This is a genomic window from Sporosarcina sp. SG10008, assembly GCF_044569405.1.
In the GTDB taxonomy this organism is placed as follows: Bacteria; Bacillota; Bacilli; order Bacillales_A; family Planococcaceae; genus Sporosarcina; species Sporosarcina psychrophila.
The window spans coordinates 3190093-3209034 of record NZ_CP172607.1 but is presented as its reverse complement, the minus strand read 5'-3'; the positions used below and the strand labels follow the sequence as shown (position 1 = coordinate 3209034).

At 37.6% G+C, this 18942-nt stretch carries 16 protein-coding genes, 1 pseudogene and 1 riboswitch; of the genes and pseudogenes, 14 read left to right on the top strand and 3 right to left on the bottom strand.

Annotated elements, in window-relative coordinates:
- Window positions 1-21 precede the first annotated feature (21 nt).
- The 3 genes from ACGLYD_RS15210 to ACGLYD_RS15200 all read left to right on the top strand — a co-directional run bounded on the left by ACGLYD_RS15210 (window position 22) and on the right by ACGLYD_RS15200 (window position 5064).
- The gene (locus ACGLYD_RS15210) at window positions 22-2559 is read left to right on the top strand and encodes an EAL domain-containing protein (RefSeq protein WP_399628904.1); all 2538 of its coding nucleotides are present in this window, start codon (window positions 22-24) and stop codon (window positions 2557-2559) included.
- A gap of 580 nt (window positions 2560-3139) precedes the next feature.
- Window positions 3140-3223, top strand: a riboswitch (cyclic di-GMP riboswitch).
- 42 nt (window positions 3224-3265) lie between these two features.
- Complete coding sequence (locus tag ACGLYD_RS15205; RefSeq protein WP_342538994.1) at window positions 3266-3445, top strand: hypothetical protein; 180 nt, start codon at window positions 3266-3268, stop codon at window positions 3443-3445.
- A gap of 158 nt (window positions 3446-3603) precedes the next feature.
- Window positions 3604-5064, top strand: a complete 1461-nt coding sequence (locus ACGLYD_RS15200) for an IS1182 family transposase (RefSeq protein ID WP_399628900.1) — start codon at window positions 3604-3606, stop codon at window positions 5062-5064.
- A 778-nt stretch (window positions 5065-5842) separates the two neighbouring features.
- On the opposite strand, the gene ACGLYD_RS15195 is transcribed toward ACGLYD_RS15200, so the two are convergent.
- Window positions 5843-6298 (bottom strand): S-ribosylhomocysteine lyase, encoded by a 456-nt coding sequence (locus ACGLYD_RS15195; protein WP_067212432.1) that lies wholly within the window; start codon window positions 6296-6298, stop codon window positions 5843-5845.
- Window positions 6299-6503: 205 nt separating this feature from the next.
- Here ACGLYD_RS15195 and ACGLYD_RS15190 point away from each other — a divergent pair, with 205 nt between their 5' ends.
- Window positions 6504-7805 carry a Na+/H+ antiporter NhaC family protein gene (locus ACGLYD_RS15190; RefSeq protein ID WP_399628897.1) on the top strand — a complete coding sequence of 434 codons (1302 nt, stop codon included), beginning with the start codon at window positions 6504-6506 and terminating at the stop codon, window positions 7803-7805.
- Between the two features lie 177 nt (window positions 7806-7982).
- Here the strand turns inward: ACGLYD_RS15190 and aspA are convergent.
- Window positions 7983-8321: pseudogene (aspA, locus tag ACGLYD_RS15185) on the bottom strand (aspartate ammonia-lyase); the annotation flags it as partial.
- Between the two features lie 336 nt (window positions 8322-8657).
- Here aspA and kdgD point away from each other — a divergent pair.
- The 5 genes from kdgD (at window position 8658) to ACGLYD_RS15160 (ending at window position 12742) form a co-directional block, all read left to right on the top strand.
- Window positions 8658-9590, top strand: coding sequence for a 5-dehydro-4-deoxyglucarate dehydratase (gene kdgD, locus ACGLYD_RS15180; RefSeq protein WP_187045740.1), 933 nt, complete (start codon window positions 8658-8660; stop codon window positions 9588-9590).
- Between the two features lie 9 nt (window positions 9591-9599).
- A complete protein-coding gene (gene gucD / locus ACGLYD_RS15175; protein WP_399628894.1) occupies window positions 9600-11060 on the top strand; it encodes an alpha-ketoglutaric semialdehyde dehydrogenase GucD in 1461 nt (486 codons plus the stop codon).
- A gap of 276 nt (window positions 11061-11336) precedes the next feature.
- A complete protein-coding gene (locus tag ACGLYD_RS15170) occupies window positions 11337-11537 on the top strand; it encodes a hypothetical protein (RefSeq protein WP_399628891.1) in 201 nt (66 codons plus the stop codon).
- A gap of 203 nt (window positions 11538-11740) precedes the next feature.
- A complete protein-coding gene (locus ACGLYD_RS15165) occupies window positions 11741-12028 on the top strand; it encodes a hypothetical protein (RefSeq protein WP_399628889.1) in 288 nt (95 codons plus the stop codon).
- Between the two features lie 24 nt (window positions 12029-12052).
- Window positions 12053-12742, top strand: a complete 690-nt coding sequence (locus ACGLYD_RS15160) for a FadR/GntR family transcriptional regulator (RefSeq protein WP_187045736.1) — start codon at window positions 12053-12055, stop codon at window positions 12740-12742.
- 118 nt (window positions 12743-12860) lie between these two features.
- Here the strand turns inward: ACGLYD_RS15160 and ACGLYD_RS15155 are convergent, their stop codons facing one another.
- Window positions 12861-13784 (bottom strand): LysR family transcriptional regulator, encoded by a 924-nt coding sequence (locus ACGLYD_RS15155; protein WP_399628886.1) that lies wholly within the window; start codon window positions 13782-13784, stop codon window positions 12861-12863.
- A 445-nt stretch (window positions 13785-14229) separates the two neighbouring features.
- Here ACGLYD_RS15155 and ACGLYD_RS15150 point away from each other — a divergent pair, with 445 nt between their 5' ends.
- The 5 genes from ACGLYD_RS15150 to ACGLYD_RS15130 all read left to right on the top strand — a co-directional run bounded on the left by ACGLYD_RS15150 (window position 14230) and on the right by ACGLYD_RS15130 (window position 18847).
- On the top strand, window positions 14230-14691 hold the full coding sequence (locus ACGLYD_RS15150) for a RidA family protein (RefSeq protein ID WP_399628883.1): 462 nt from the start codon (window positions 14230-14232) through the stop codon (window positions 14689-14691).
- A gap of 44 nt (window positions 14692-14735) precedes the next feature.
- Window positions 14736-15710, top strand: coding sequence for an aminopeptidase (locus ACGLYD_RS15145; protein WP_187045733.1), 975 nt, complete (start codon window positions 14736-14738; stop codon window positions 15708-15710).
- Window positions 15711-16015: 305 nt separating this feature from the next.
- Window positions 16016-17029, top strand: coding sequence for a TRAP transporter substrate-binding protein (locus ACGLYD_RS15140; protein WP_187045732.1), 1014 nt, complete (start codon window positions 16016-16018; stop codon window positions 17027-17029).
- 19 nt (window positions 17030-17048) lie between these two features.
- Window positions 17049-17543, top strand: a complete 495-nt coding sequence (locus ACGLYD_RS15135) for a TRAP transporter small permease (RefSeq protein ID WP_187045731.1) — start codon at window positions 17049-17051, stop codon at window positions 17541-17543.
- Window positions 17540-18847, top strand: a complete 1308-nt coding sequence (locus tag ACGLYD_RS15130; protein ID WP_340792175.1) for a TRAP transporter large permease — start codon at window positions 17540-17542, stop codon at window positions 18845-18847. The genes ACGLYD_RS15135 and ACGLYD_RS15130 overlap by 4 nt, the downstream gene beginning before the upstream one ends.
- Window positions 18848-18942: the final 95 nt, after the last annotated feature.

Here is an 18942-nt window from a genome sequence, read left to right as displayed (position 1 = left end):
TTTTATAAAGGGGGAGTATAATTGCTAACAAGAATTAATAAAAGGAAAAGATTAATGGCTTATCTGAACGAGGAAAAAAACTCTTATCCGCAAATATTTGAAAATTCACCTGATATACTTCTCTTCGTTGTTGATCGAAAAGGGGTCATCGTCAGTATACGTGGAGGGAGTGAACTGATAACTGGAACTAAAGTAGAAGAATGCATAGGGGAAAAGTATAGTAACTTTGTTTATGAAGAAGATTTAGAAAGAGTAAAAGGCTACTTCGCCAAAGTTTTAAACGGAGAAGCTCAATATGTAAAATATCGAGTCATTAATGAACATGGTGGAGTCAGTCATATTGATGTAACGCTGACACCTATTCAAATGGAGAATAACGAAGTCTTAGGTCTTTATGGATTAACAAGTAATATTACTGTTGCACAAGAATTGAAGCAGGATATTCAAGAAATGCGCGAAAAACTTCAATCATTAATTCATTATTCTCATGAAATTATTGGCATCCTCGATTCAAAAGGAACAATTGTCTTTGAAAGCCCAGCAATTGAGGCTGTTCTTGGGTATAAAGTGGAGGAGATTACTGGGACAAATTTTTTTGACCTGATACATCCAGATGACCATCAACTGAAGAAGAGTAAATTCAAAGAGATTCTCAAGCGTCCTAATACTCCGTTCACAGTAGAGCTGCGATTAAAGCATAAAAATGGAGAATGGCGTGACTTTGAAGTTATCTATACGAATCTACTCCATGCCCCAAGTGTGAATGGGGTTATTTGTAACTTACATGACATTTCTGAACTGAAAAAGCAACAGCGCGAAATTCAATATATGGCTTACCATGATTATTTAACTGAGTTACCAAATCGACGAGCATTTGAAAATGGAGTGGATCTTGAAATAAGACTAGCGAATATTGATAAGAGAAAGTTCGCCGTTTTGTTCCTTAATCTAGACGGATTTAAGTTTTTAAATGATTCATTAGGTCATGAGGTCGGTGATCTGTTATTAATTGAAATTGCGAGGAAGTTAAAAAATACACTTAATAAAAATATAAAAATGATGGCCAGAATAAGTGGAGATGAATTCGCAATTTTAACTACAAACCTTCAAGACATTCATTCAATTGAACAAATTGCGAAGGATGCATTGCAAGTTTTTGAACAATCATTTGACATTAAAGGGTATAATCTTTTCATTACGACGAGTATTGGTATTAGTATTTATCCTGAATCGGGAGATGATACTGCTTCACTCATGAAAAATACAGGCTTAGCATTGTACCTTGCAGAAAAAGCGGGAAATAATAATTATCAAATTTATTCACCAACGGCCAATGTCGCTACATATAAGGTTTTTTCTTTAAGAAATGAGCTCAAGCAAGCGTTGCATGACAATCAATTTCTTGTCTATTACCAACCGATTGTTCATACGGGGACGAATCAAATTGCTAGTGTAGAAGCGCTACTTCGTTGGAATCATCCAGTTTGGGGAATTGTTTCACCGGATGAATTTATTCCGCTGGCAGAGGAGTCGGGGTTGATCACTCCAATTGGAGAATGGGTATTGCGGACAGTTTGCAAAAATGTGCGTTTGTGGCATAATGCTGGGTACTTTATTCAGGCATCAGTCAATTTGTCACTTGTGCAGTTTTTACAAACAGGTTTAGTCGCTATGATTTCTAGCATCTTACAAGAAAATGAACTTGATCCAAAATGGCTTAACATTGAAATTACGGAAAGTACGATGATGGAGCAGGAAGAAAAAGTATTAGGGAAAATAGAGAAGTTGCGTGGGTTGGGTATACAAATCTCACTTGACGATTTTGGGACAGGCTATGCATCCTTTAAAAGTTTAAGAGACATAAAACCGGATATATTGAAAATAGATAGGAGTTTAATAAAGGACATTCCATCTGATAAGGATAGTGCCGAAATAGTAACCTCAATTATTCAATTAGCACATAGACTCTCAATAGAAGTCGTAGCGGAAGGTGTCGAAACGATAGAACAGCGAGAGTTTGTATCTAATTTACAATGCGATTGGATTCAGGGGTATTTATTTAGCAGACCTGTTTCAGAAGAAAACATTCTAAAGTTATTAGCCGGAAAATCGAATTCTGAAATTGAATCTGTGCCTATAAAAGAAAAAAGAAAATATTTTAGAATTGATTTCCAATATCCGCTTGAAGCATTTATGACGGTGGCAGAATTAAATGGAAAGAAGGTACAATTAGGAAATACAAAAGTGGTAGTTGAAAACATAGGACCGGGTGGATTACGTTTCGTATCCAACATTAAACTTCCTACAAGATCGGACATTGTATTGAAGTTTCAAACAACAATAATTGACGAGGAAATGACGCTTTATGGAACAATTGTATTTGATGAGGAACAAGGAGATCTCTACCGATACGGCGTTAAATTCATAGTCGATGAGAAGCAAAGAGACTACTTGATTAAGAATTTCAACCAATTTCAATTGCAGTTAAAAAAGGATCCTCTCTTAATCGGACATTCATTTGTAACAGAAAATGTGGCAACTTACTTCAAGGGGTTATAAGAGCTTTTAGATACCTGCACACTATAACAGCTAGAAAACACACTATAATTGTATACTGATTAAAGCAAAGACCAGACATGTACCTAAATGTCTGGTCTTTTGTGTTGGTGCATGTTTATTGAAGCGAGAACTGGGACTTGTTTGTTAGGTTTCCTCCTATTGAACCGTAAAGTTATAAATGGAATAACCTAACGATATCTAGCATATATTAACGAAAACATAAAAAAGAAATGTGATGGGATATTGAGTTTACCTTAATTCCATTGTTCGTAAAACTGCATAATTAAAGGCTGCCATAAAAATTTACATGTATTCAAAATGCTTTACCCGATACATTTACTGATTCAAAACAATGATTTAGAGGAAGTTTTTTATATAGAAACGGCTCCTTAGAACAAGAAAAATCCTAATATATCTTGCACCTAAGAACTATATTGAAGGGGTGAATAATATACCCAGGTCGGAAGTAGAGGCTATTCGTTAGTTGGAATATATTGAGATATACGGTAGTTTTGGTGTGAATTAACCAATTAATTGACTGTATATTAAGACTGTTATATAGGCTATACTAATTAGGCAGAACGTATGAGGGCAAAACTAGTGAAAAGTAGTGACGCAAAACTAAAGGGGCTAATGTTTTTGACTATGCCAGCCAGTTACCAGAACGGACCTCCGTACGAATATAAACAGGGGCGGTAATGTAAACATGCGTAAAAAAGTAGCGCTTTTTTGGCATTCGTTGAGCTATAATTATAATGAAATAATTATGAAGGATTGTTTATGTCACGAAATGAAAACTAAAATTAAAGTAAAAAGAGATTATCACTCAGGAAAAATAAAAGAACTTGTTTCAAGTACCCGTGTAGGATCGTATTTAGAGAAATGACTGCATTCTTATATAAATAATGTGAAGATCAGCCATCTAAGCAGGAGGGCACTGAAAAAGTCCATATAATCTACTTAGCGAGGTACTCGACGATTGAATCGTCGAATACCTCGCTTTTTCATTTATAATAGAGTTATTAAATACAGGTGGTGCTCTAGATGATTTCAAACCAGGAAACACTCAACTTAAGTCCGTTCATGGCGATTTACGATATCGTCGTGCCTAAAGATAATATGCTTCGTCAAATTAATGAACTTGTGGATTTTACATTTATTTTAGAAGAATTGAAGACCAAGTATTGTTTAGACAACGGGCGTAATGCGATTCCTCCGATTCGTATGTTTAAGTATTTATTGTTAAAGGCTATTTTTGATGTATCTGATGTAGACATTGTTGAACGTTCAAAATATGATATGTCATTTAAATTCTTTCTAGATATGGCACCAGAAGATCTAGTTATCGATTCAAGTTCGCTCACGAAATTCCGTAGGCTTCGTCTCAAAGACGTAAGCTTATTAGACATGCTTATTGGGAAAACGGTTGAAATCGCACTGGAAAAGAAAATCATCAAAAGTAAAACCATTATCGTAGATGCCACTCATACAAAAGCACGTTATAATCAAAAATCACCGAAAGAATTTTTACAGGAGAAATCAAAAAAAGTACGAAAAACGGTTTATCAATTTGATGAAACGATGAAAGAAAAATTCCCACCGAAAACCACTTCTAACGAAGTTAAAGATGAATTAGCTTACTGTGAGGAAGTAATCGCGGTCATCGAAAATGAACCGAGAATTGCCCATATCCCAGCGATTACAGAAAAATTAAATGTGTTAAAAGAGGTCGTAGAAGATTATCACGAACAGTTCCACTATTCGACCGATGCTGAAGCCCGTGTCGGTCATAAAACAGCAGACTCTTCTTTCTTCGGCTACAAAACACATATTGCCATGAGTGATGAACGAATCATTACCGCCGCGATTGTGACAACAGGAGAAAAAAGCGATGGAAAATACCTTCAAGAATTATTTGAAAAAAGCGCACAAACAGGGATGACAATTGCGACTGTAATTGGGGATACAGCTTACTCTGAAAAAGATAATCTCCAATTTACGAAGGCGAATGATATTCAACTCGTTTCGAAATTGAATCCAAATATTTCAGAAGGTCACCGAAAAAAGGAAGATGAGTTCGATTTCAATAAGGATGCCGGTATGTACGTTTGTCCAGCCGGGCATTTAGCGATTCGAAAAGCTCGTGAAGGAAAGAAAAATCAAGGTGCCAATCAAAAGTATACGTATTATTTTGACATTAAAAAATGCAAAACCTGTCCTTTAAAAGAAGGGTGTTATAAAGAAGGTGCGAAAAGTAAATCATATGGCGTCACAATTAAGTCGACTGAACATAAAGAACAAGTGACATTTCAAAATACGGAAGAATTCAAAGAAATCGCAAAATCACGTTATAAAATTGAAGCGAAAAATAGTGAGCTGAAAAATGGACACGGGTATGATACAGCATCATCTACGGGTCTATTTGGCATGGAAATACAAGGGGCCACAGCAATATTTGCGGTCAATCTCAAGCGGATTATCACACTGTTAAAAGAAAAAGAGTAAAAACACCAAGAAATAGGCAACTTCCTGTTCAAAATCGAACAGGAAGTTGCCTATTTCTGTTGAAAAGATAGTTATGAAATTAATAACGTAAGTTTTTCAGTGCCCTCCTAAGCAGGAGGCAGATCTTTTTTGTTTGACGTTTTTGGATTGTGAGAGGAAATCAGTGGAGTGTTTAAGTAGATTATCTGGGTGTCCAACGAAGTCGGTAAGAGTGTGCAACCAAATCACCGGAGTGTGCAACGAAACAAGGGAAGTGTGCAACAAAGTCGGCGAAGTGTCCAACCAAATCATTTGAGTATCCAACAAAACAAGTGAAGCATGCAACGAACGGCGAAGTGTCCAACCAACTATGAGAAGTGTGCAACGAAGTCGGTGGAGTGTGCAACCAAATCATTGGAATGTCCAACAAAACAAGTGAAGTGTGCAACGAACGGCGAAGTGTCCAACCAACTATGAGAAGTGTCCAACAAAGTCGGCGGAGTGTCCAACCAAATCATCTGAGTGTCCAACCAACCAAACAAGTGAAGTGTGCAACGAAGTCAGTGGTGTGTGCAATCAAATCATTGGAGTGTCCAACGAAACTATAAAAATCTCCAACAAACTCACTGCTCACCAAATTAGTTGGCAGAACATTAGCCTACAACTCATATAGTACAAGAAATCAAGATTGCAAACAAAAAAGAGGTTGCCCCAAATTCAACGTTTGGGCGACCTCTACTGTTGTTTTCAGGTGCTAAATTATAGAATGACAATCATAATTGTAAGTAATTTAATATGCTTAATCGCGGAACGGATCGTCACTTAGTCCCGCTTCAAGCACTAACTTTGCATACTCTTGTGCTGCAAATAGCGAATGATCTTTATAATTGCCACATTCAAGTGCAGAAACGGCGGGAATGTGTTCGGTTGTTACTACTTTTTCGAGCACTGTTGTTAAAGCGGCGGCAACTTCTTTAGGCTCATGTTCATTCCAAATAATCATGTAAAATCCTGTTCTACATCCCATTGGTGAAACGTCGACAATCCCTGTCAGTTCGTCGCGTAAATACGTCGCAAGTAAATGTTCTAGCGTATGAACAGCTGAAGTTGGCATTGCGTCCTGGTTGGGTTGTAAAAATCGCAAATCATATTTTTGAAGAGTACTGCCTTTCTCGTGTTGTTCCGTACCCGCCAAGCGTACATAAGGGGCTTTTACTATCGTGTGATCTAATAAAAAGCTTTCCACTACTGCCATTTTAATCATCCTCTCAGGTTTGTCATCTAACCTATCACACTTTAACTAGCTATGTAAACTAATTTATACGTTAATTCTGATAATTATAAATAGCCCTGTTGACAGCAGTAAGAAAGCAGGATACGATTAGTTATTGTAATTCATATAGAAATACTATGTTTTCAGTAAGTTCTGGGATTTCGACAGACTACTAGGAGGAATATTTATGACAAAACTTAAAGTGAAAAAGGGAAATCCCTTTGCGCTTTTTCCATTACTTGTTTTTGTGTTGCTATTTATCGGCACGGGGATTTTCACAAAAGACTTTTCAAATATGCCATTGAATGTAGCGATACTAATCGCAGCCGCTATCGCTTTGATGATGAATAGAAAAGAAAAGTTGTCCAGTAAAGTGGAGACATTTACTAAGGGCGCTGGCCATCCGAATATTATATTAATGGCTGTCATCTTTATTTTAGCGGGTGCATTTTCTGCAGTTGCTAGCGGAATGGGAGCGGTCGAATCCACTGTTAACCTTGGCTTATCCCTATTACCAACGAATTTGTTGATGGTTGGATTGTTCGTTATTGGCTGCTTTATTTCGATTTCAATGGGAACGTCAATGGGGACCGTTGTTGCATTGGCTCCGATTGGAATAGGGATTGCGAGTCAAACGGGTATCCCGCTTGCAATGGCGATGGCGACGGTAATCGGGGGTGCAATGTTTGGTGATAACTTGTCGATGATTTCAGACACGACAATTGCGGCGGTTAGGACACAAAATATAAAAATGAAAGACAAGTTTAAAGTAAACTTCTTGATTGTTTTGCCTGGGGCAATTGCTACAGCGCTTATTCTAGGTATAATCACACGCGGTAATGTAGCAGATTTGAGTGGGGACTATCAGTATGAGTTGTTTAAAATACTCCCTTATATCGCGGTATTTGTAGCGGCGTTATTAGGTGCACATGTGCTGGTTGTTTTGCTTGGTGGAACGCTATTTGCTGGAATTATCGGGATGATTGATGGGTCTTACAGTTTCGGTGGTTTTTTACAACTAGTTGCTGAAGGGATTATTAGTATGGAGGATTTAGCAATCATTGCAATCTTAATCGGTGGCGTCGTTGAGATTATCAAATATAACGGCGGTATTGATTATCTTTTATATGTCATTACGAGCAAAATTAAATCGAAAAAAGGGGCTGAGTTTGGGATTGCTGGTTTAGTTAGTATGGCTAATATCGCCACCGCGAATAATACGATATCGATTATTATTACTGGGCCATTAGCAAAAAGTATCGCGGATGAATATGAGATCGACCCAAGGAAGTCAGCTAGTTTACTTGATATGTTCGCAAGTAGCTGGCAGGGGATTTTGCCTTATGGAGGGCAAATGCTTGCGGCTGCTGGATTAGCAGCAATATCACCGGTTAGTATTATCCCTTATTCTTTTTATCCTGTCTTAATCGGAATTTGCGGTGTTGTTGCCATTTTAATTGGTTATCCGAAATTTCGTCAGACAGAATAGGCAGTTGCGATTTCGCTTATTTGGGATAGCAGTCCGCTGACACACGTTTAAATTACATATAGTTCTGAAAAAAAATGTAGTTATAATTGATAATAAACAATCCCCCACAGTCTAGAAAAGTGGGGGATTGTTTATTTATTTCAATAACAGTCCTCCAGAAGTTCCTGGGTTGGTCATTTAATCAAGATCTAAGATTAGGTTTAGTTCCTCTTCAGATAAAATCCCGTACTGATTACAAAGTTCACAGATGAATTTATTCTCTACAATAGCTTCACGTACTATTTTGCAGCAGCTTCATAGCCAATATGAGAAGTAATGGCTGTAATAACTCCCCCACTCTTTTAAACATAGTGTTTCATTTGCTTTTATTCCTAAAACATAATAATCGGTAAATACCAGGAATCCATTATTCATGATGTTAATGGACTGCGGTAGGTTAAAAACGAGTAAAGGTTCCATGAGATTCAGTTCCAGTTGGCCAGCTTCGTATGCTAGACATATGGTGTTATCAATTCCATAATCACACTTTATTTTATGTTTTACAATGCGACAATGTGTTGCTGAGCATGATTCACGCGATACATTGGGAATGCATTTATAGATTGGTGGATTACAGGAAACAGGATTCTATTCTCTGCCAGATGTACATGAAACAACCTTAGCCCAAAATCACTGCATCACTAATGATAGTAAAACTACATAATTCAGTCCGAATTCTACTTATACGTTTGGTATAACAATTTGAATGTGGAGCTTTTTTTCAAGCGTATTTTTAAAAGAGTTGACAGATAATTATTATTGTCTTACAATATGACATATAGAATAAATACAATTTTGAGGGGTGGAATTAACATGAGTACATTTAGTAGGAGAGCACCAAAAGGAATTTTAGGGTTCCCAGTTGCTCCAATGGATGCAGAAGGTAAATTGGATTTACATGCGTTAGGTGAAAACATTGAGTTTTTAATTGATAATGGGTTGAAATCGGTTTTTGTCGCGTGTGGTGCAGGGGAATTACATGCAATAAGCAATGAAGAATATAGAGCAATGGTTGAAGTTGCAGCAGAAAAGACTAAGGGGAAAGTACCACTCTATACGGGTGTTGGTGGGAACATTACTTATGCTCTTGAACAAGCTCAAATATCTAAAGAACTTGGGGCTGAAGGTTACCTGATCTTACCTCCGTATTTGATAGATCCTTCTCAAGACGGAATCTATAATTACTTGAGTAAGATCATAGAAAGTACAAATTTGAATGCAATTGTTTATCAACGTGATAACTGTGTTTTAGAACCTAAAACTTTGCAAAAACTATGTGAAATACCACAGCTCGTAGGCTATAAAGATGGATTAGGTGATATGGAGCTAAATGTTGAGCTCACTCATTTGATTGGTGACCGCCTGGAGTGGATCAATGGAATGCCGTTAGCAGAAGTGACGATGGCGTCGTATGTAAACCTTGGATTCACTTCTTATTCATCGGCTATTTCCAACTATATCCCTCACATTTCCGCGAAGTATTATGATGCACTGCTAAAAGGAAATGACGAAGTAGTTCATGAATTGTATGAAGAAGTAATCTTTCCAATTCATCGTATTCGGAAACAGAAAAAAGGGTATGCTGTTTCACTTATTAAAGCGGGGATGCAAATCGTAGGCCTTCCTGTCACTACAAATGTCCGAGCGCCTATTGCCCCTGTGGAAGAGGGGCATTATGAGGAGTTAAAATCGATTATTAATAATGCATTGGCGAAATACCCTACTCATGCCAAGGCTATAAACTAGGAGGTACTTATGAATACAACAACTGAATCTAAAACTACGACATTCTTAAATTATATTAATGGCGACTGGGTGGCTTCCGATACAGGTCAGACGGAGGTCAGTAAAAATCCTGCAATAAAAGGTGAAGTGGTCGGTTCGTATCAACTATCCTCAAGCAATGATTTTAATAATGCGGCAACCTCTGCTCGAATAGCGCAAAAAGCTTGGCGTAAACTAGCAGGAAGTGTTCGCGGAGATTATTTATTGAAAGCTGCTTCTATATTAGAGGAGCGTATCGATGACATTGCGGCTACAATGACCCGAGAAATGGGGAAAACATTTGCTGAGGCGAAGGGAGAAACTGCACGTGGTGTAGCTATCCTACGATATTATGCTGGCGAGGGAATGCGGTCGATCGGGGACGTCATCCCTTCAACAGATAGCGAAGCACTTTTGTTTACAACACGCGTTCCTGTAGGGGTTGTTGGAGTTATTACGCCGTGGAATTTCCCGGTCGCTATTCCACTCTGGAAAATGGCCCCAGCACTTATTTATGGGAATACAGTTGTTATTAAACCTGCAAGTGAAACGGCCATTACATGTGCTAAAGTGATTAACTGCCTGCACGATGCAGGTTTTCCGGCGGGTGTTATCAACATGGTGACAGGCTCAGGTGCTAAAATTGGTACAGAGATGGTAAATCATCGTGAAATCGATGCCATTACGTTTACAGGGTCGAACACAGTCGGTAAACAACTGGCCCATAGCGCTGTTACAAGGGGAATTAAATATCAACTTGAGATGGGTGGAAAAAACCCAGTTATTGTTGCAAGTGATGCGGATTTGGATTTGGCAGTCGATGCTACAATCAGTGGTGGACTAAAATCTACTGGCCAAAAATGTACAGCAACAAGCCGTGTTATCGTTCAAAAAGAGGTATACGATAGATTTAAAGAAAAGTTGCTTGAAAAAGTGGCGGAAATTACTGTCGGAAACGGTCTTGAATCAGGTACGTGGATGGGACCTTGTGCCAGCGAAGGCCAGTTGAATACCGTTCTTTCCTATATTGAAAAAGGAAAAGAAGAAGGGGCGACATTGTTATTCGGTGGAAATCGAGTACTTGAAAATAAAGGATATTACGTGGAACCTACCGTTTTTGAAAGTACTTCGCCCGATTTGACGATTGTCAGAGAAGAAATCTTCGGTCCCGTTCTTGCACTCTTGAAAGTGGATACACTGGAGGAAGCTCTGGAAATGGCAAATGACTCGGAATATGGACTAAGTGCTTCTATTTTTACAACAAACATAGGGAATATGTTGTCCTTCATTAACGAAATGGATGCTGGCTTAGTGCGGATCAATGCAGAAAGTGCGGGCGTTGAATTACAAGCTCCGTTCGGTGGTATGAAGCAATCCAGTTCGCATTCCCGGGAACAGGGTAGAGCTGCAATTGAATTTTTTACTTCTATTAAAACTGTATTTATTAAATAAGATCCAAGCAGAGGAGTTATGCGATGAAAAGCTAACTCCTCATTTTTACATGCCTTTTTTTAGTCGTTTGATTTTTTGCTGAAGTGGATGTATGGTCCCGAGTAATGATGAGAAGGGGATAACGTGCATTACATTAATGATCAAGAAAATAGGGAACTCATTTCGGTGAGCGGCATTATTGAAACAATCTAAGCGTATTACATACAGGACGGGGAAGAACGTTCATTGCTCCCAGGGCGATTATTTATAAATGACGGTAAAAATTCGGCTTTGTAAATGCCTTCATTTTATGAGAACTATAATGGGACAAAACTAATTGAAATCACCCCTGATAATGAAGCTAGATTGAGGGGGATTTTTCTATTAAGTGACAGAGAAACGATGAAACCACTTGTTCTTATGGATACCAGAGCGATTACAGCAATGCGAACCGGCGCTGTAAGTGGTTTAGGTATGAAATACTTGGCCTCCGATTAAACTGATACAATTGGCGTCATTGGCACATGCAATCAGGGGTTTAGCCATTTGCAGACCGCTTGTGTAGTTCGGCCGATACAGCGCGCTTAGTGTATAATCGTAGTAAGGAATGACTAGATTCTTTTTTAGAGGAAGCCAAGGGTGAATTTCCATCCGTCCAATTTGAAGTTGCTGAACCCGAAACAATTTTGAAAGAGGCTCAATTGATTATTACAACAACGACTTCCGTGGAGCCTGTAATCCCCTTTGACGGGCAGATTGATTTAACTGGAAAGCATTTCGCAGCTTCAGGTTCCTTTAAGTCATTTATGCAGGGATTTCCTGATACAATTATTAATGAGGCGGATTATTTATTTGTCGATTCGCATGCTGCAATTTCTGAATGCGCTGAAATGATCCAGTCAAAAACATTTGGCTATAATGAGAACATGGTTCCCGAATTGAGAAGTTTAGTCCAATGTGGTAATAATGAAAACATGAAGAAAGAATAGGATAGTTTTGAGAGGAGGGGTGGTATGCAGGAATATAAAATGGATACTATCCGTAGAAGTACATTGTCACAACAGGTGCTAGAACAAATTGTACACCTGTTGATGAGTGGACAATTGAAACCGGGGGATAAGTTGCCGGCAGAAATGTCATTAATGAAGCAGTTTGATGTAAGCCGACCTGTATTACGCGAAGCACTGAGTTCATTGGAGACATTGGAGATCATTACGAGGAGACCACGTGGAGGTACATTTATAAATAACAAGGTCGGCAGTAATCCATTCAATGTTATGCTTGCATTATCTATTAATAATGTACCTGCCATCATCGAAGCGCGTATGGCCTTGGAATTGGGTTTGGTCACGATTGCAGCTGAAAAAATAACGGATGATCAACTTGAAAGGTTAAGGGAGACCATTGATTCCATACAAGAGAATGCGGACGGTGATTATGGTCGTTTAGATAAAGAGTTCCACAGGATTATTGCACAAAGTGCAGATAATCCTGTGGTTGAGGGAATGATTGATTCCCTGCTTGTAACACATGAAAAAACGGATAGCTTAATTAGCTATCGGGAACCGGAAATTACAATTGAGCATCATATCGCAATCTATGAAGCATTAAAAAGGAGAGATCCTTTTGAATCCTTTACACAAATGTATAAGCATCTTAGCTATGTGAGAAATAAAATTTTGAAGGATTACGAAAAGAAGTAATTATACTAATAGTAAACGTCAACTAATGCCTGCAAGTTTAGATGGGCATTAGTTGACGTTTATTTATGTTCATACCAAATTCAAATGAATGGGTTTAAAGTTACCCATTAAATTTCCTTCAGAGTGAAAGATCTTCATGTTTTTCATTTAAGAAATTTGCGTACTGGAGAATGAAATTGAAAAAAACCTCTATGCATGGTAACGTGGGATGAATTTTAGAAGTAGCGAGATAAATATTTCTAAATGCATTAGGGTGATCAATAGGAATCTTTTTAATGGAGAAACTATCAAGAACATCCAGATCGGGTACGATTGCAATACAATTATTATGATTAGTAGAAACTAATCCAGCCATAGTGATTTCTTCCGCCATAGTACAAAAATGATTAGGTTTTTTAGAACAACCGGAAAAAAGTCGATTGATGAAACTTTGAATTTCTCCCGCTGACTCAGTATAACTGATAATTGGGTAAGGCAATAATTCTTCCATAGTTAATGAAGTTTGATTTGCCAATGGATGATTTAACGATGTGATACAAACCAAATTTTGCTTGAGAACGGGTGTGAAATTTATATCGGGTTCATTAGGCATATAGGTGCAAAATCCAAGATCCACGGAACCGTCTTTTATCTTTTTTATACTGGTCGCGGTATCGCATTGATGGAAATTTATTGTGATATTTTTGTGATTTATATCGGCAAGAAAGTTTTTAATTAGTATAGGTACAAAATGATATCCCAGTACAAATAAGAAACTAAAATCGATGATCCCAGAATCCTTTTTCTTAAATTGATGTAGCAAATCATTACCGAGTTCAATTTCATGAAATCCCTTTGAAACATAAGAGCTTAACAATCTACCATACTTTGTCAGACGAACATTGCGGCCCTCTTTTTCAAACAGCGCAACCCCTAAATCTTCTTCCAGTATTGACATGGCACGACTTAAACTAGGCTGCGTAATGCAAAGGAATTTGGCCGCTTGTGTATAATGCTGGAATTCTGCCATTATCTTAAAATAGTAAAGATTATTAAAGTTCATGTCTATCAGTCCTCCTCATGTTTTTAAGTCTAAAATGTTTTATTCCTCGCTAGGTAGCAATCAACTGTTTATTGCGATTTTTCCATCTTCTAAAATTGATGAAAAAATGAATTGTCATTTACGAAAGAAAAAGTCAGTTTTATTGTCTTTACTTTCGAATGATTTCTAAAACTATACCAACAACCATAGATAAAAGCTATGTATTCAGGTAGAAATAAGTATTGGTAGTTATGTGATAATTCGTAGTATTATAAATGAAGAAGGGAAGATACGATAATGTTGAAACCCGCGGATGAATTAATAAAAGAATATCTTAGTATGATACGAGGCTTACGATGCTGTACAGCACTCAAAATAATGCAATATCACAGCAGAAAGCAGATTGGTTCGAAAGAAAATTACTCGGAGTATTCTTATTGTTATTGGGTGGAAGGGAGAAATAATTATGGGTTATGATGAAAGATTAGAGAACGAAGGATATAAACTTCCTGAACAAGTCAAACAAAATAAGCGGTTATTTGAGGGCGGAGTTAGAACAGGTAATTTGATTTTTGTATCAGGAAATGCTGCGAAGGTGGATGGCATTTTGAAGTATCAAGGAATTGTTGGTGACACAATTGCTATTGAAGAGGCCCAAGACGCAGCTAAGATTGCCTTCGTAAACTGTTTAGCAACAGTAAGGAATATGATGGGAAGCCTTGATGGTATTAAGAAAATTGTCAATATAAAAGGTTATGTGGCAAGTACAGCAGATTTCATTGAGCAGCCGGAAGTTATGGATGCAGTGTCTGCTTTGGTGAATGAAGTATTTGGTGAAGCGGGGAAACACAGTAGGGTTTCTGTGGGAACAGCTTCACTTCCAGGAGGAACACCTGTAGAAGTTGAAATTGTTGTTGAAGTAAGATGATGAAGTCGTAAATTAAAAATTGACATAAAAAGGAGAAAAGAGCTATGAAAGAAATGCTAAAAGAAGTGCCATTGGGTATCAGACAATTGTTTACTAGTATTACACATTTAAAAGAAGGAGAAAAGGTACTTGTCATCACTGATGATAATAAAAAAGAAATCGGTGAGTTCGTATATAAATATGCTAAAATGTTTTTTGAAACAACTATGATTGTAATGACGCCAAGGGAAGGGCACGGTGCTGAACCTACGGAAGCTGTCACAGCAGCATTAAATAATTGCGATGTTGCGTTTGGTGCAACCACAATGTCTCTATATCATTCAAAAGCCCGTTTAGATGCAAGTAAAAATGGACGATTACGCTGGATTGGACTTCAGGATTATGCCCTTCATATGTTTGAGTCAGGAGGATTAACGGCGGATTTTGACGAGGTTACAAGGGTAGTTAATCGTGTGGCTCCTTTTTATAAAGGGAAAACGTTTACACTTACTGCACCTGGTGGAACCAATATGGTTTGTAGTATAGAAGGACGTGAGCCTGTTTTGGATCATGGAACGGCAATTGTGCCTGGAGCTGCTTCATTTCCTCCGAATGCAGAAGTTGCGTTGGGACCGGTTGAAGGGACAGCTAATGGTGTATTAGTATTTGACGGAAGTATTCCACATCCTTTATTAAACTTAATTGATGAGCCAGTCAAATGTATTGTGAAGGACGGGTTTATTACAGAAATATTGGGTGGGCGTGAAGCAGATATATTACGTAAACTCTTAGCTGATTTCAATGATCCGACAGTTTATAATATTGCAGAACTCGGTCTCGGATTAAATAAAGAGAATTTCCTCTGTGGGCATATGGCGCCGGATGAAGGTTCTTTTGGAAATATCCATATTGGTATTGGAAAGAATTTGAACTTTGGTGGTCATGTAAACTCCCCATTGCATTTGGATTTGGTAATTAAGACCGTGACCTGCGAGATTGACGATCGCTTCATTATGAAAGATGGCGAATTGCTAGTATAACTAGGTAAATCATTCACAAAGAAATATTAATAAAAAACCTCTTGATATCATAAGTTGTTCCCGTTTGATGGCGAAAAGAACAACTCTATGTACCAAGAGGTTTCTATATGGTTTGTAACTTGTGAAAGCACTTAAATCACAAAAATGTCTACACAGAATAATAAACCGTCATATAAAGTAAGCGCTTACAATGTGTGGCTAAGATGAAACATTTAGCAACTACTTCTTATTTAATCTATTAAGCTCTCTTGTTGTAAAGGAAGAATAGTGAGAGGTAACGAAATATTGTATAGGAGGATGATTATATGAAAAAGATTAAAAAATTTACAGCTGTCATTCTATGCTTGTTTTTGATGCTAGTAGTAGCTGGATGTTCTTCTTCGGTTAGTGGTGAAGAAATAGGCAGAAAACGAATTATCAGCATAGCTACAGTTCAGCCGGAAAACCATTCCATCGTTCTAGGTTTGAATGCATTTAAAGAGTATGTAGAGGAAAAACTGGGCGACAGAATTGAAATAAAAATCTTTACCAATGGTGTAATTGGTGGAAATTCAGAGGCGCTTGAATTACTACAGATGGGATCCTTGGACATGGTTGTTACAAGTGGAAGCAATTTAGAAGCATTTGCTGATGAATATAAGATTTTCAGTTTACCTTATTTATTTAAAGATGAAACAAGTTTTCGCAAAGTTATGGACGAAGAAGAATTTATAGACAAGATTTACGAGTCTACAGCTGATAAGGGAATTCAGGGAGTCACTTGGTTTGCTAATGGTGTTAATAATTTCTATTCATCGAAGAAAATTGAAACACCGAAAGACCTGAAAGGCTTGAAGGTTCGTGTGCAGTCAAGTGAGGCGAACGTAAAGATGGTACAAGGCTTTGATGCAGCAGCAGTTGTTTTGGCATACGGTGAAGTCTATACTGCATTACAAAATAAGGTAATTGATGCTGGAACCAATCCTGAGATGGCACTTGTTAATATGAAACATGGAGAGGTTGCAAAATACTATTCTCGGACAGAACATCAGATTTTTACAGATATGTTTGTGGCAAGTACAATATTTATGGATTCATTGACGGATGAAGAAGAAGAAGTTTTTCAAAATGCTTTCAAATTGAGTACCGAGGTTGCAAATGGGGAATGGGACAATCTCATTTCAGAAGCGATCGAGGAGGCAACACAGATGGGAGTAGAGTTTATTACAGTGGATAAAGAACCATTTGAAGAACTACAAAAGCCGGTAAAAGAAGAATTATTGAATGGAAACCCGGAATTGCAAACCCTGTATGACATAGTCCAAAAAATCCAGAACTAAATGAAAGGAGTGGATGATAATGGAGAAAATAAGAAGTGTTATGGATAAAGCTCTAGCAGCGATATGTGCACTATTATTAGCTTTTATGACTGTACTTGCGACGTACCAGGTAATTACGCGGTACGTCTTCAAAGCTCCGAGTACAATGTCAGAAGATATGCTGAGTTATTCATTTGTTTGGGTTTCCTTGTTAGGCGCTGCACTCGTTTTTGGTCAAAAAGATCATATGAGACTGTCCCTACTTTCAGATAAGTTTAAAGGAGCAGGTGGGCTTATCTTATCAATTTTCACTGAATTGCTAATTATAGCGATTGCAGTAATTGTCTTTTTAGTTGGAGGAAAAGATTTTGTCGGAGTAGGTGCACTGCAGACTTCACCTACTTTAAATATTACTATGGACTTTGTTTATGCAATTCTTCCACTCAGTGGTATTTTGATAATAATCTACAATTTATTAAATATCATTCAATCTATCCAGAAATTTAACGATCGCGAAAAGGAGGAATTACAATGAGCGTAGCGGTATCAGCAGCTTTATTGATCCTTGTGACGATTGTTGTTTTACTACTATTAGGTATTCCAATTGGCATCACATTGATTGTTGCATCAATATTAGCTATTACGCAATCGTTGGGTTTTTCGGCAGCGGTTCCTTCCTCTGCATTAAAAATGTTTCAGGGGATTAATATCTTTACACTATTAGCAATACCATTCTTTATTCTGGCGGGAAATATAATGAATAAGGGAGGCATTGCCCTTCGTTTAATCAATCTAGCAACTGCAATGACAGGGAGGATTCCGGGCTCATTAGCTCATACCAATGTAGTAGCTAATATGCTATTTGGATCAGTATCTGGCTCGGGAACAGCGGCTGTATCTGCAATGGGAACAATTATGAGTCCCATTCAAAAAGAGAAGGGCTATGATGAGGATTTTACAGCAGCAATTAACATCGCAACCGCACCTACTGGACTGTTAATTCCACCCAGTACTGCTTTAATAACCTACGCGTTGGTGAGTGGTGGAACTTCAGTTGCAGCTCTTTTTCTTGGAGGCATACTTCCAGGTATATTATGGGGTTTAAGTTGTATGGTTGTGGCTTATTTTTATACAAAGAAGAAAGGATATATCGATACAAAACCAATATCATTTAAGGAATTTATTAGAGTTACACTAGATGCAATACCAAGCCTGTTTTTGATTATTATTGTTATTGGTGGGATTGTTGGTGGTATATTCACTGCTACAGAAAGTGCAGCATTCGCAGTTGTCTACACCTTGCTTTTATCCACTATTTTTTATAAAACGTTAAAAATTAAAGAATTATATACAATTCTAGTTGATAGCGCGAAGTTGTCAGCGATTATTATGTTCTTAATCGGCGCTTCTAATATTATGGGCTGGGTCATGTCGTTTACTGGAATACCTAACATGATGGCTGATGTCATATTGGGGATTTCTGATAATCCTATCATTATCTTGTTGGCGATAAATCTTTTATTACTATTTGTAGGTACATTTTTGGATCTTACACCTGCGATTTTAATTTTCACACCTATTTTACTTCCTGTTTGCTTGGCATTAGGAATGACACCTTTACATTTTGGAATTATGCTTACGTTTAATCTCTGTATTGGAACGATTACCCCGCCAGTAGGGAATATTCTTTTTGCCGGTATTAAAGTGGCCGATAGGAAACTGGAAAAAGTTATGCCACATCTATTAAAGTTTTATGGAGCTATTTTTGTTGTTCTTATGCTGGTAACCTATTTCCCATGGTTTTCATCATTCTTACCATCATTAGCTGGATATCGTTAATATAATATTTGAAATGATAAACAAGGGGCTGTGTGACAAACAGCTCCTTATTTGTATACCAAGTATTGGTGCATTCTAATGGGGGGGAAAGTTAT